The organism is Lactococcus sp. S-13, assembly GCF_004210295.1.
GTDB lineage: Bacteria > Bacillota > Bacilli > Lactobacillales > Streptococcaceae > Lactococcus.
In genome coordinates, this window is record NZ_SDAK01000001.1 from 1,762,753 (window position 1) to 1,776,851 (window position 14,099).

The window sequence follows — 14,099 nt, forward strand, 5'->3', positions numbered from 1 at the left end:
TTTTATGAAAGTAAAAAATATTATTTTTGATCTGGGTGGTGTAATTTTGGACTTGGGCTTTGAACGGATGGTTAAACGTTTTGAGCAGCTTGGTATTGAAAAGTTTGCGGAATATTTTACGCCCCAAAAACAAGTTGATTTTTTTGAGGATTTAGAGTTAGGATTGATTACTCCTGAAATTTTTTATGACCAATTTCGCAGAGAAACCAAGAGCGAGTTAAGCAATGAAGTGATTGAGGAAACTTGGAATTTGATTTTGAAGGACTTTGAAAAAGATCGAATGGACTTGCTGACGGATTTGTCAGCGAAATTTTCGCTTTATCTTTTTTCAAATACAAACGCCATCCATGCTAAGTGTTTTGAAAAACGCTGTTTGGAGCAAACCGGTAAGCCACTGAATAGCTATTTCCAATCGTTGTATTATTCACATGAATTACATTTAAGAAAGCCTACGGTTGAGAGCTTTCAAGAAGTCTTACGCCGATCTAACCTGAAATCAAGCGAAACTTTATTTATTGATGATAATGCTGCGAATATTGCTGGCGCAAAAGAAGCAGGACTACAAACTTATCATTTAGAAACGCCGAAAATGCTGACGGAAATTGATTTTTAACGGAGAATTTACTGACGGATTCGTCAGTAAATATTTTTTTCTTCAAAAGTATAATTAAACTCTTGACAATTGTCTGACAATTCGATAAAATATAATTTATTGAAATTATTTAATTAGGAAAAGAATCAAAAAAGAGGTTTTGATATGGGATTTATGAAAAAAGCTGATTTCGAGCTTTATCGGGATGCGGATCAGCATTATAAACAAGTTTTAACAACACGTGACTTTTTAGCACTCGGTGTTGGGACGATTATTTCGACATCGATTTTCACCTTACCAGGTCAAGTTGCTGCTGATTTTGCTGGTCCAGGGGTTGTCTTTTCATACTTGATTGCTGCCTTAGTTGCGGGGTTTGTTGCTCTGGCTTATGCTGAAATGTCAACGGTGATGCCCCTTGCTGGCTCAGCCTATTCATGGATTTCGGTCTTGTTTGGCGAAGGGTTTGGTTGGATTGCTGGTTGGGCTTTATTGGCAGAGTATTTTATCGCTGTCGCTTTCGTTGGAGCAGGTTTCTCAGCGAATCTTCAACAGCTGTTGGCACCGCTTGGTTTTCATTTGCCAGCTGCATTAGCAAGCCCGTTTGGTACAAATGGTGGTATCGTTGATATCATTTCCTTGCTTGTGATTCTGTCTTCTGCAATTATTGTCTTTCGAGGGGCATCAGATGCTGGTCGAATTAGTCAAATTCTCGTCGTTCTTAAAGTTGTTGCCGTTATTGCTTTTATCGTGGTCGGTATAACTGTTATTCACCCTTCAAACTACCATCCCTTTATTCCACCACACAACCCTAAGACGGGATTTGGTGGTTTCTCAGGAATTTGGTCTGGTGTGTCAATGATTTTCTTAGCCTACATTGGTTTTGACTCTATTGCCGCGAACTCTGCTGAAGCAAAAAATCCGCAAAAAACAATGCCTCGAGGAATTATTGGTTCTCTTGTTATCGCCGTTGCTCTTTTTGCAGCTGTAACTCTTGTTCTTGTTGGGATGCACCCGTATTCAGCTTATGCTGGAAATGCTGCTCCTGTTGGTTGGGCGCTTGAAAAATCAGGCTATGCAGCTCTTTCGGAAGTTGTGACTGCTATTGCTTTAGCAGGGATGTTTATCGCTTTGTTAGGAATGGTCTTGGCTGGTTCACGTCTGCTTTACGCTTTTGGTCGTGATGGTCTCTTGCCTTCAAGCTTAGGAAAATTGAACCACAGACAACTACCAGCCAATGGAGTTTGGACTTTAGCGGTTGTAGCCATTGTTATTGGTGCATTCTTCCCCTTTGCTTTCCTTGCTCAATTGATTTCGGCGGGGACTTTGATTGCTTTCATGTTCGTGTCACTGGGTATTTACTCTTTGCGTCGCCGTCAGGGGAAAGATTTGCCGGAAGCTGCCTATAAGATGCCTTTTTATCCAGTCCTTCCAGCACTAGGATTCATTGGTTCACTCTTTGTTTTCTGGGGTCTGGACTTTGATGCGAAACTTTACTCTGGAATCTGGTTCCTTTTCGGGCTTATCATTTACCTTGCTTACGGTAGTCGTCGTTCTGGAGCGAAAAAAGTTGCTTCATCCAAAGATAATGAAGTAGAATAAAAGAAAAAAATAGTTTCAGGCAGTGTCTGAAGCTATTTTTTATCTTTTGGCAAAGAAGAATTGCTAAAATGAATAAAATAAGTTAAAATGGTGAAGTTATCAGCAATTATGAGGAGTAAATCATACAAAAATGAAAGAATATGAAAAACAACACCATATATTTTATGTGCTTTTATGCAACCTTGTCGCCTTTTTGCTTTTTATCTTGAACGGAAGAAGCAAATACTACAACGTGTCGCGTATTCCTAAAGATGAAAACTATATTCTTGTTGCACCTCACCGTATGGCTTGGGAACCAGTCTGGTTCGCCTTTGCTACACGTCCAAAACAATTTATTTTTATGGCCAAAAAAGAATTGTTTAAAGGATTTGGGGGATGGTGGATAAAAATGTGTGGCGCTTTTCCTGTAGACCGTGAAAATCCAGGGACAAAACCACTCAAGCACGCCGTGAAAATGCTTAAAGAATCAAACCAGTCAATGATTATGTTTCCGTCAGGAAGCCGTCATAGTGCAGAAATGAAAGGTGGCGTTGCTGTCATCGCTAAAATGGCTAAAGTGCGTATTGTACCGGCTGTTTATCAGGGTCCTTTGACGATGAAAGGTGTTTTCAAACGTCAAAAAGTAGCAGTTAATTTTGGTGAGCCTATTGATATTTCCGATATTAAAAAGATGGATGCAGAAGGAATTGCCGAAGTCAATCGCCGTATGGAAGCTGCTTTTGCAGTGCTCGATAAGGAAATCAATCCTGATTTTCATTATGAAGCCAAATAAAATAAAAGACCAGCAAATGAGCTGGTTTTTTTATTCAGAATTAAAAAGGTAGCTTTAACAAGTTTAAAATTTACCAGAAAATCTAAGATGTGTTGTTTATCTCTCATTTGATATTTCGAAAATAAGTTCCCATTTCTGATTCGGAATACGGTACATTTCGTCATCAGGGGTGCATGGTAGAGGTTCGTTTGACAATAAAAAATTTTAAGCCTGAATGCGTTTGAATGGTCGGTACGATTTGTAAAAATCTTGTAAAAGTGCTAGAATTATAGATAATATCTACATATTTTAGCTGAAAGAGAAATTATGCCAAACATTATTAGAAAATTTGTTGAAAATGACAAAAAAGAGTTGAAAAAACTCAATAAAATGGCGCTTAAAGTTGAAGCATTTGCTGATGAAATGGAGCATTTAACTGATGAGCAATTGAAAGCCAAGACTCCAGAACTTAAAGAGCGTGTGGCTAAGGGGGAAAGTCTCGATGACTTGCTTTACGAAGCTTTTGCTGTTTGTCGTGAAGCAGCGCGCCGTGTGCTGGGACTTTATCCTTTTCATGTCCAAATCATGGGGGGGATTGTCCTCCACAATGGTGACGTTCCCGAAATGCGTACTGGTGAAGGGAAAACTTTGACAGCGACGATGCCTGTTTACCTTAATGCTTTGTCTGGCAAAGGTGTCCATGTTGTTACGGTCAATGAATACTTGGCAACGCGTGATATGACTGAGATGGGAGAGCTTTACAGCTGGCTCGGTCTGTCGGTTGGTTTGAACTTAAATTCAAAATCACCAGAAGAAAAACGTGAAGCCTACAACTGTGACATCACTTATTCAACATCAGCTGAGCTTGGGTTTGATTATTTGCGTGATAATATGGTGACTCGTGCTGAAGATATGGTGCAAAAGCCTTTGAACTATGCTTTGGTCGATGAAGTTGACTCAATCTTAGTCGATGAAGCGCGGACGCCTTTGATTATTTCAGGTCAAGCAGAAGCTTCCTCTGCTCTTTATTATCGTGCGGATCAATTTACCAAGACTTTGAAGGGGCAAAACTTAAATATTGCTACTTCTGACTATGAAGAGGGTGATGATTACAAGATTGATTTGCAATCAAAAACAATTTCTTTGACGGAAGAAGGGATTGATAAAGCTGAGAAGTTTTTCCAAATTGACAACCTCTATGATATGGAAAATGTTGCGTTGACTCACTTTGTGGACAATGCGTTGCGTGCTAACTTCATCATGCTTCATGACATTGACTATATGGTTGATGAAAACCAAGAAGTTTTGATTATTGACCAATTTACTGGACGTACGATGCCTGGACGTCGTTATTCTGATGGTCTTCATCAAGCTATTGAAGCGAAAGAAGCTGTGCCGATTCAAGACGAATCAAAAACAATGGCCTCAATTACGATTCAAAACTACTTCCGGATGTATAAAAAATTGTCAGGGATGACGGGTACTGCTAAAACCGAAGAAGAGGAATTCCGTGAGATTTATAACATTCAAATCACACCAATTCCAACCAATCGTCCTGTTCAACGTTTAGACCATCCAGATTTACTTTACCCAACTTTGGAAGCTAAATTTAAAGCAGTTATTGACGACATCAAACGTCGTCATGCTGAAGGGCAACCGATTTTGATTGGTACTGTGGCTGTGGAAACTTCAGAATTGATTTCTAAGAAATTGGTTGAAGCAAAAATTCCGCATGAAGTTTTGAACGCAAAAAACCACTTCCGTGAAGCACAAATCATCATGAATGCTGGTCAACAAGGAGCGGTAACGATTGCGACGAATATGGCTGGTCGGGGAACCGACATCAAGCTTGGGCCTGGTGTGATTGATCATGAAGATCCGGAGTTCCAAGGACTCGCCGTCATCGGTACGGAGCGCCATGAATCTCGTCGTATTGACAACCAGTTGCGTGGTCGTTCTGGTCGTCAAGGGGATCCGGGGGTTTCACAATTTTATCTTTCACTTGAAGATGAGTTGATGAAACGTTTTGGTTCAGAACGGGTCTCTGCTTTCCTAGATCGGATGCGTATTTCTGGGGAAGATGCGGTCATCAAATCTGGCTTGATTACTCGTCAGATTGAAAGTTCACAAAAACGTGTCGAAGGAAATAACTACGATTCACGTAAGCAAGTCTTGCAATATGATGATGTGATTCGTGAGCAACGTGAAGTGATTTATGCGCAACGTCAGGAAGTTATCTTGGCGAAAGAAGACATGACTCCTGTTTTGATGGGGATGTTCAAGCGAACAATTGATCGTCAGGTTGATGGTCATGAATTGGCAGGCTTTAAAGATGAGGAAAATGTGAAAAACCTTTTGGTGACGGTACAAAATACAATGTTGCCTGAAGAAGCTATTGAATTGTCTGAGCTTGTTGGTTTGTCTGCTCAAGCGATGAAAGATTTGATTTTTGATAAAGTGAAAAATCGTTACGCAGAGCAAATGGAAAAATTGTCTGATCCAGAACGTCAATTAGAATTCCAACGTGCGGTCATCTTGCGCGTGGTGGACAACAACTGGTCAGAACACATTGATGCGCTTGATCAAATGCGTCAATCTGTCGGCCTTCGTGGTTATGCACAAAATAATCCAATTGTTGAATATCAAGAAGAATCTTACAAGATGTATAACAATATGATTGGGGCGATTGAATTTGAAGTGACGCGTCTGATGATGAAAGCTCAAATTCAACCACAAACAGCTTTGCGTCAAGAAGGCCCGCGTGTGACAACGACAGCATCACAAGAAAACATCACGAATGTTGGAGCTGACCATTCCGTCAGTGAAAATACAGTTTTTGAAAATGTTGGACGTAATGAACTTTGTCCATGTGGTTCTGGCAAGAAGTTTAAAAACTGTCACGGTCGTAAAAAAATTGCTTAAAAATTAGAGAAAATGCTGACGTAAATTTTCGTCAGCATTTTCTCTAAATAAAAGATACTAGAAAAGCGCCAATTGACTGAGAATTTGATACAATAGATAAAATAAACTATCGTAAAAGAGGAGCCGAAATGAGTTTTAAAGAAATAAGTCCCAAAATCAATATTGATGCCATCAAAATGTTGGGACATTTGAACAATGAGCAACAAGAAAAAAAGCTAAAACGTGATAGCGAACTTGAGGCAATTATCAAGGGTGAAGATGAGCGTTTGCTTTTAATCATTGGTCCTTGTTCGTCAGATAACGAAGAAGCAGTCTTGGAATATGCACGTCGTCTGGCAAAATTGCAAGAAGAAGTGAAGGATAAGATTTTCATGGTGATGCGTGTTTATACTGCAAAACCGCGGACAAATGGAGATGGTTACAAGGGCTTGATTCATGAGCCAGATGCTGACGGACATACTGATTTGATTAATGGCATTAAAATGGTGCGTGATTTGCACTATAAGGTGATCACAGAAACAGGGTTGACGACTGCCGATGAAATGCTTTATCCAGAAAATCTGCCGATGGTTGATGATCTCGTAAGTTATCATGCGGTTGGCGCGCGTTCTGTGGAAAATCAACAACACCGTTTTGTGGCAAGCGGAATTGACGTGCCAACGGGCTTGAAAAATCCGACTTCAGGAAATCTTAACGTGATGTTCAACGGAATTTATGCGGCGCAACAAGCTCAAGATTTTCTTTTTGGACGCGCAGAGGTGCAAACCTCAGGAAATCCATTGGCTCATGCGATTTTGCGTGGAGGACAAGATGAAAATGGGAAGTACCGTCCAAACTACTACACAGATAATCTTTTGGAAACGATTGCGATTTACGAAAAAATGGGCTTGAAAAATCCTTTTATTGTTATTGATACGAATCACGATAATTCAGGGAAAAAATTTATGGAACAAATCCGTATTGTCCGTCAAACCTTGGTCAACCGTGACTGGGATGATAAAATTCGTGCAAATGTCCGTGGCTTCATGATTGAATCTTACCTCGAAGATGGTCGCCAAGATAAACCAGAAGTTTTTGGAAAATCAATTACCGATCCATGTTTGGGTTGGGATAAAACAGAAATGTTGGTTAAAGAGATTTACCAAACTGAATCTAAAAATAACTAATTACCAATTTAAAATCTGCTGATGGAGCAGATTTTTTTGATTTAAATTTAAAAAATCAAGGGAAAAATGAAAAAATCACTATTTTCAGAAGAAAAGAAGAATAAAGAATACAGAATAATATGGCAATAAGAATCGCTTAACAACAATGTTTATCAAGACTGAGCTGAAAAAAAGAGTGAAAAAAAGTGAGGCAGATATTGCAAACCCTTTCGTTTTGTGGTACAATTTTTAGAGTGATAAATATCTAGGATATTATCAATAAAACGAAAATAACTAAGGAGAACCATAAAAAATGGCATCTAAAGAATTCCACATTGTTGCAGAAACTGGTATCCACGCACGTCCAGCTACATTGCTTGTGCAAACAGCTTCAAAATTCACTTCAGAAATCACTTTGGAATACAAAGGGAAATCAGTAAACCTTAAATCAATCATGGGTGTTATGTCACTTGGTGTTGGTCAAGGTGCAGACGTTACTATCTCAGCTGAAGGTGCTGATGCAGACGACGCTATTGCAACTATCGCTGAAACAATGACTAAAGAAGGACTTGCTGAATAATCATGACAACTATGCTTAAAGGTATCGCCGCATCATCAGGTGTAGCAGTAGCTAAGGCATACTTGCTTGTCCAACCAGACTTGTCTTTTGAAACAAAGACAATTACGGATACAGTTAACGAAGAAGCTCGCCTTGATGCAGCACTTGCTACATCGCAAAGCGAGCTTCAGTTAATTAAGGACAAAGCGGTAGAAAGCCTTGGAGAAGAAGCAGCTTCTGTATTTGACGCTCATATGATGGTTCTTGCTGACCCAGATATGACAGCACAAATCAAAGCTACAATTAACGACAAAAAAGTTAACGCTGAAGTTGCCCTCAAAGAAGTAACAGATATGTTTATTGCTATCTTTGAAGGAATGACAGACAATGCTTATATGCAAGAACGTGCAGCCGACATCAAAGACGTTACAAAACGTGTCTTGGCTAATCTTCTTGGTGTTAAATTGCCTAGTCCAGCGTTGATCAATGAAGAAGTTATCATTGTCGCTGAAGACTTGACACCTTCTGATACTGCGCAATTGGATAAGAAATTCGTTAAAGCCTTTGTGACAAACATTGGTGGACGTACTTCTCACTCTGCAATTATGGCGCGTACTTTGGAAATTCCTGCTGTTCTTGGAACAAACAATATTACTGAACTTGTCGCTGAAGGTCAACTCTTGGCTGTTTCAGGTTTGACAGGTGAAGTTGTCCTTGATCCAACATCAGAACAACAAGCTGAGTTCCATGCAGCTGGTGAAGCTTATGCTGCTCAAAAAGCAGAATGGGCTGCCCTTAAAGATGCTGAAACAGTTACTGCTGACGGACGTCATTTTGAGTTGGCTGCCAATATTGGTACACCAAAAGACGTTGAAGGCGTTAACGAAAACGGTGCTGAAGCTGTTGGTCTTTACCGTACAGAATTCTTGTACATGGATGCACAAGATTTCCCAACAGAAGATGACCAATATGAAGCTTACAAAGCTGTTCTTGAAGGCATGAATGGTAAACCAGTCGTTGTCCGTACAATGGACATCGGTGGTGACAAAACATTGCCTTACTTCGATCTTCCAGAAGAAATGAACCCATTCCTTGGATGGCGTGCGCTTCGTATCAGCCTTTCAAACGCTGGTGATGGAATGTTCCGTACACAATTGCGTGCCCTTTTGCGTGCTTCTGTCCACGGTAAACTTCGTATCATGTTCCCAATGGTTGCGCTCTTAACAGAATTCCGTGCAGCTAAGAAGATCTATGATGAAGAAAAAGCTAAATTGATTGCTGAAGGTGTTCCAGTTGCTGAAGGTATCGAAGTTGGTATCATGATTGAAATTCCAGCAGCAGCAATGCTTGCTGACCAATTTGCGAAGGAAGTTGATTTCTTCTCAATCGGTACAAACGACCTTATCCAATATACAATGGCTGCAGACCGTATGAACGAGCAAGTTTCTTACCTTTACCAACCATACAATCCTTCAATCTTGCGCCTTGTTAACAATGTTGTTAAAGCAGCGCACGCTGAAGGCAAATGGGCTGGTATGTGTGGAGAAATGGCCGGCGACCAAACTGCTGTACCACTTCTTATGGGTATTGGACTTGATGAATTCTCAATGTCAGCAACTTCAGTACTCCAAACACGTTCACTCATGAAACGTTTGGATTCTAAGAAAATGGAAGAATTGGCTAATAAAGCCCTCAGCGAATGTGCAACAATGGAAGAAGTTGTCGCTCTCGTTGAAGAATATACTAAATAATTCTTTGATTAAAATGAAAGAAAGTCCTGTTAGTAACTGACAGGACTTTTTTGCTGACGTAAATTGATTTCAAGAAAAACTTATCCCCGTGGATAAGTTTTGAAAAAAGTTGTATAATCAAACTGGAAAGAAGGTTGGGTGTGAAAAAGTTAGATTTTTTTGATTATTGGACGCTTGCTGAAGTCCTTTATTGTTTGGCTTTGCTCTTTATTTTGCCACGAGAAATCAAAATTAACTTCTGGATAATTTTGACGAGCAAAGAAACATATGGCTCAGTTTTCAACATTTTTGGCCTGCCCCTCATGATGTGTTTGCCCAATTTGCTTCGGAGAAGTTTTGAAAATAATTTGCTTTATTCACCCAAACTTCGAGGGCTTACGCTTTTTGCAAATATTATTTTGCTGCTGCTGACGAGTTTTTGGCTCTTAAATTTGCTTTTTCTCTACTTAGAAGGGCAATCCTTTAGTGAATTTTCCGAGCTTTTGCTCTGTTACTTTTTCGATTTGTGCGAGGGCATCGTTGACCGCATCAGCGACCATGTCTTGCAAAGTTTCTGCATCTTCAGGATCAATAACGTCAGGTTTGATATTCAATGATTTCAACTTACGGTCGCCAGAAAATTCGGCTGTGACAAGTTCTTGAGCAGATTTTCCGACAAAAACAGTGTTAGCAATTTCTTCTTGGGAAGCTTGCATTTGTTTTTGAAGCTTCTGCGCTTGTTTCATCATGTTTTGCATATTCATCATAGTGGTTCTACCTCGTTTAGAATTTTACTGAGCGAATATTATCGCTTTCAGCACCTCTCTATTTTACCATAAAAGACCGAATAACTCACGCTAATCAAAAAGGCCAGAGAATTTACTGACGAAAATTTACGTCAGCATTTTCTCTGGGCAAATAAAAAAACTCAGCCTTAGCTGAGTTTATCAAGTGCGGTGGGCGGGACTTGAACCCGCACCAAGAAAATTCCCGACAGGATCCTTAATCCTGCGCGTCTGCCAATTCCGCCACCACCGCAAAACAGTACTTTACTATAATACCATTTTTAAAAACTTCTGTCAAGAACAAACTTGTATTCGATAAAAAACTTAATTCTTCACAGGATTATACTTATCCATGAACTGTGAAATCGTTGCACGATAGAGGCTAGGATTCGTTTGGAAAGAACGAGCGTGAGTAGCTCCTTTGATCAGTAATTTCTCTTTTGGCGTTCCAGACTTGACAGCTTTGTAATTTTCTTCAAGCATCGATGTGGGTACGTAAGTATCTTTGCTACCATGAATCAGCAAAATCGGCAATTTATTAACTGCTAGCGCCTTTGTCGAACTGGCCTCTTGGAAAAACCAGCCTTGACGGAGTTTGCTCTCTAAAGACACACTGTAAACGAGCGGGAAAGCAGGGATATTGTAGCTGGCCTTAGCTTGATAGACAATCTCATCCCAAGCGTTGGTATAACCACAATCCTCGATAATGTTTTTGACCGAAGAAGGCAAGCCCGACTCGCCAGAAGCCATCATCACCGTCGCAGCGCCCATGGACAGACCATAAAGCGTAATTTGACTTTGCGGATTTTTAGCCGTTAAAAATTTTGCCCAAGCAATTACGTCAGACTTGTCATGATAACCAAAAGTAATAAAATCTCCCTCAGAAGCTCCAGCACCACGATTGTCAGGCATCAAAACATTGTAGCCAAGCTCATGGAAAAGTTGACCATACTGACGCATTGCAGATTTATTCTGACGGAATCCATGCACGACAATAACCGTTTTATCAGTAGAGACAGCGGCTGGTACATACCAGGCATCCAATTTCAAACCATCATTTGTAATGGTCTGCGTTGACTTTGTCAGTTGATCAAATTTCTTCACAAGATGATAAGTGGGGCTAGAACTTTTAACCTGAGCGACTGGAGTATCATTACGCACACAAGCCACGCGGTAGAAATATAAAGTTGCCCCTAGATTGACGATGATAGCCAGTACAAAAATTCCAATAATCAAACGCCAAACCCAAATTTTCTTTGTATTTTTCATGAGCTATATTATACACAAAAAATAATGAAAATACCCAAAAGAAGACATAAACAGCGGGGATGATTTTTACAACTAATTATGTTAAAATAAATAAAATAGAAAAATGCTCCACCGGGAGCCAATCGTGTCAGCGATGATGTACATTTCAGTAGGTCTTTGAAGAAATGTAGATAATCGTTTTTTTTTGTAGGAGAAAAGGAGCAAAAAATGACTTGGTTTTATTTATTATTGGCTGGAGTTTTTGAGGTTTGGTGGGCAACCACGATGAAGTTGAGTCAAGGATTTTCTCAGCTCAAGTTCACTCTTTTGACCATCGTTGGAATGCTTGCAAGCTTTGGCTTTCTCGCCTTGGCCTTAAAAAAATTACCCTTAGGAATTGCCTATCCTATTTGGACAGGAATCGGAGCCGTCGGCACCATTTTTATTGGTGTTTTGTTATTTAAAGATAACGTCTCGCCCTTGACTTGGGTGTTCATTACCTTGTTAATTATCGGAATCATCGGCATAAAAGTAACAAGTGGCCATTAAACAATGAAAAAAATTTTACAAAAATTAAATAAGAAAAATGATAAAAATAGCCATAGCCAACCCTATAGCTATTTTTATCGGGAGGAAAAATGAAAAATAAAAAAAGCATGATGAATCTAGCAATTTCAAACCTATTTTTAGTTTTTTTGGGCGCAGGCTTAGTCATTCCAGTCTTACCCACTCTGAAAGAACAAATGAACTTCTCAGGGACAACAATGGGAATGATGATTTCTGTATTTGCAATTGCCCAATTAGTAACATCTCCACTGGCAGGAGCTCTCTCCGATAAAATCGGTCGTAAAAAGCTGATTGCAATTGGGATGCTTGTTTTTTCATTTTCTGAACTTTTATTTGGTCTAGCCCAAGCCAAAAGTGGCTTTTATATCTCACGAGCTTTGGGAGGAGCGGCGGCAGCAATGATTATGCCCTCAGTAACAGCCTATGTAGCAGATATGACAACAATCGCGGAGCGTCCGAAAGCCATGGGCTTAGTTTCAGCAGCGATTAGTGGAGGCTTTATCATCGGACCAGGTGTCGGCGGTTTTATTGCCAATTTTGGTTTGCGCGTCCCCTTCTATGCTGCTGCCATTTTGTCCCTCATTGGATTTATATTGACAATGCTTGTTTTAAAAGAACCAGAAAAAACAATTCACTTGGGTCAGCCTTTAGCCAAAAGTTCTTTTATGGAATTACTAAAACATCCCTTGTTTGGTTCCCTTTTTATCATTATTCTGATTTCTTCTTTCGGCTTGCAAGCTTTTGAGTCAATTTATAGCATTATGGCAACCATCAATTTTGGATTTACAATGAGTGAAATTGCCCTAGTGATTACAGTGAGTGGTATCCTTGCACTTGTTTTTCAACTTTTTCTATTCGATATTATTGTTGAAAAAATCGGGGAATTTGGCTTGATTCAACTTACCTTTTTTGTCAGTGCCCTCTTTATCGCAGTTATTGCAGTGACAAAAAATAATTTGATTGTCGCCCTTTCAACCTTTGTTGTCTTTCTTGCCTTCGACCTTTTTCGACCTGCAGTCACAACTTATCTCTCCAAGCACGCAGGAAATCGTCAAGGGGCTGTCAATGGCTTAAATTCAGCCTTTACGAGTTTTGGGAATATTTTAGGACCTCTCGCAGCAGGCTACTTGTTTGACTTCAATCATCTGTTCCCCTACTATATATCAGCCCTAATTTTATTTGGAACAGGGGCATTATCGCTCGTCATGAATCGAAAAAGCTTTGTAAAAATTTAAAAAACGCCTCGCTTTTGCGGGTGTTTTTTGTATAAGTTATTTTGGTTGATTAAGGAAAAAGAATGGCGCGAAGTGCAAAAAAATAGGCGGGAATAGTCATTTTATCGTCGGGCTTATCTGTTATAATGAGCTTAAGGAGAAAAAATATGGCAATTGTTTTAATTACAGGAGCAAGTAGTGGTATTGGCTATCAAGCAGCAGAATTACTTGCTCAAAAAGGACACCAAGTCTATGGAGCCGCGCGTCGAATGGATGAGTTGGAAAGTTTGAAAAAATTTGGAGTGAACCCCATTTACCTAGATGTTACAAACCAAGCTTCTTGTGAAGAAGTCGTTAGGGCAATTATAGAAAAAGAAGGGAAGATAGATGCGCTGATCAACAATGCGGGTTATGGCTCCTATGGAGCAGTGGAAGATGTTTCTCTTGAAGAAGCTCAACGGCAGTTTGAAGTGAACCTATTTGGAGTTGCTCGCTTGACTAAATTAGTTTTACCTCATATGCGAAAAAATAAATTTGGGCGCATTATCAACATTTCTTCCATGGGTGGAAGGGTTACGACATACTTCGGGGCTTGGTATCATGCTACAAAATATGCCTTAGAAGCTTTTAGTGATGCGCTCAGAATGGAAACGAAGCCATTCGGCGTAGAGGTGTCGCTAATAGAACCAGGTGGAATTAAGACACAATGGGGATTCATTGCTGCCGACCATTTGGCTGAATCGGCTAAAGGAGGAGCTTATGAAAAAGCTGCGCAAAAGGCGGCTATAGGAATGAGAAGGCAGTACTCTGGAAATATGATGTCTGATCCTAAAATTATTTCTAAGACGATATTAAAAGCGCTAGATTCACGCAAACCACGCGCTCGTTACTTAATAGGTTTTGGTGCGAAACCAATTGTTTTTCTTCATGCGATTTTACCTACACGCTTATTTGACTGGATTATGATGCACTCTAGTTGATAAATTA

The 14,099-nt window shown here is 39.8% G+C and carries 12 protein-coding genes and 1 tRNA gene; 10 read left to right on the forward strand and 3 right to left on the reverse strand.

Annotation, left to right across the window (positions count from 1 at the left end):
- Positions 1-4 precede the first annotated feature (4 nt).
- The 7 genes from EQJ87_RS08790 to ptsP all read left to right on the forward strand — a co-directional run bounded on the left by EQJ87_RS08790 (position 5) and on the right by ptsP (position 9,319).
- Positions 5-613 carry an HAD family hydrolase gene (locus EQJ87_RS08790; RefSeq protein ID WP_130124230.1) on the forward strand — a complete coding sequence of 203 codons (609 nt, stop codon included), beginning with the start codon at positions 5-7 and terminating at the stop codon, positions 611-613.
- Positions 614-757: 144 nt separating this feature from the next.
- Positions 758-2,191: an APC family permease gene (locus EQJ87_RS08795; protein WP_130124231.1), complete on the forward strand. Its 1,434-nt coding sequence runs from the start codon at positions 758-760 to the stop codon at positions 2,189-2,191.
- A gap of 157 nt (positions 2,192-2,348) precedes the next feature.
- Positions 2,349-2,963, forward strand: a complete 615-nt coding sequence (locus EQJ87_RS08800) for a lysophospholipid acyltransferase family protein (protein ID WP_305034260.1) — start codon at positions 2,349-2,351, stop codon at positions 2,961-2,963.
- A 306-nt stretch (positions 2,964-3,269) separates the two neighbouring features.
- Complete coding sequence (gene secA / locus EQJ87_RS08805; RefSeq protein WP_130124233.1) at positions 3,270-5,864, forward strand: preprotein translocase subunit SecA; 2,595 nt, start codon at positions 3,270-3,272, stop codon at positions 5,862-5,864.
- Positions 5,865-5,992: 128 nt separating this feature from the next.
- The gene (locus EQJ87_RS08810; protein WP_130124234.1) at positions 5,993-7,030 is read left to right on the forward strand and encodes a 3-deoxy-7-phosphoheptulonate synthase; all 1,038 of its coding nucleotides are present in this window, start codon (positions 5,993-5,995) and stop codon (positions 7,028-7,030) included.
- Between the two features lie 292 nt (positions 7,031-7,322).
- Entirely contained in the window at positions 7,323-7,589 is a 267-nt protein-coding gene (locus EQJ87_RS08815) for a phosphocarrier protein HPr (protein ID WP_011834224.1), read from the forward strand.
- A 2-nt stretch (positions 7,590-7,591) separates the two neighbouring features.
- Positions 7,592-9,319, forward strand: a complete 1,728-nt coding sequence (ptsP, locus tag EQJ87_RS08820) for a phosphoenolpyruvate--protein phosphotransferase (protein WP_130124235.1) — start codon at positions 7,592-7,594, stop codon at positions 9,317-9,319.
- A 446-nt stretch (positions 9,320-9,765) separates the two neighbouring features.
- Here ptsP and EQJ87_RS08830 read toward each other — a convergent pair whose 3' ends face one another.
- The 3 genes from EQJ87_RS08830 to EQJ87_RS08840 form a co-directional block, all read right to left on the reverse strand.
- The gene (locus tag EQJ87_RS08830; protein ID WP_130124236.1) at positions 9,766-10,065 is read right to left on the reverse strand and encodes a YbaB/EbfC family nucleoid-associated protein; all 300 of its coding nucleotides are present in this window, start codon (positions 10,063-10,065) and stop codon (positions 9,766-9,768) included.
- A 185-nt stretch (positions 10,066-10,250) separates the two neighbouring features.
- Positions 10,251-10,336, reverse strand: a tRNA-Leu gene (locus EQJ87_RS08835).
- 71 nt (positions 10,337-10,407) lie between these two features.
- Positions 10,408-11,352, reverse strand: coding sequence for an alpha/beta hydrolase (locus tag EQJ87_RS08840; RefSeq protein WP_130124237.1), 945 nt, complete (start codon positions 11,350-11,352; stop codon positions 10,408-10,410).
- 207 nt (positions 11,353-11,559) lie between these two features.
- On the opposite strand from EQJ87_RS08840, the gene EQJ87_RS08845 reads away from it, so the two are divergent.
- The 3 genes from EQJ87_RS08845 (at position 11,560) to EQJ87_RS08855 (ending at position 14,092) form a co-directional block, all read left to right on the forward strand.
- Positions 11,560-11,880 (forward strand): DMT family transporter, encoded by a 321-nt coding sequence (locus EQJ87_RS08845; protein ID WP_130124238.1) that lies wholly within the window; start codon positions 11,560-11,562, stop codon positions 11,878-11,880.
- A gap of 89 nt (positions 11,881-11,969) precedes the next feature.
- Positions 11,970-13,133, forward strand: coding sequence for an MFS transporter (locus tag EQJ87_RS08850; RefSeq protein ID WP_130124239.1), 1,164 nt, complete (start codon positions 11,970-11,972; stop codon positions 13,131-13,133).
- Between the two features lie 146 nt (positions 13,134-13,279).
- A complete protein-coding gene (locus EQJ87_RS08855) occupies positions 13,280-14,092 on the forward strand; it encodes an oxidoreductase (protein WP_130124240.1) in 813 nt (270 codons plus the stop codon).
- Positions 14,093-14,099: the final 7 nt, after the last annotated feature.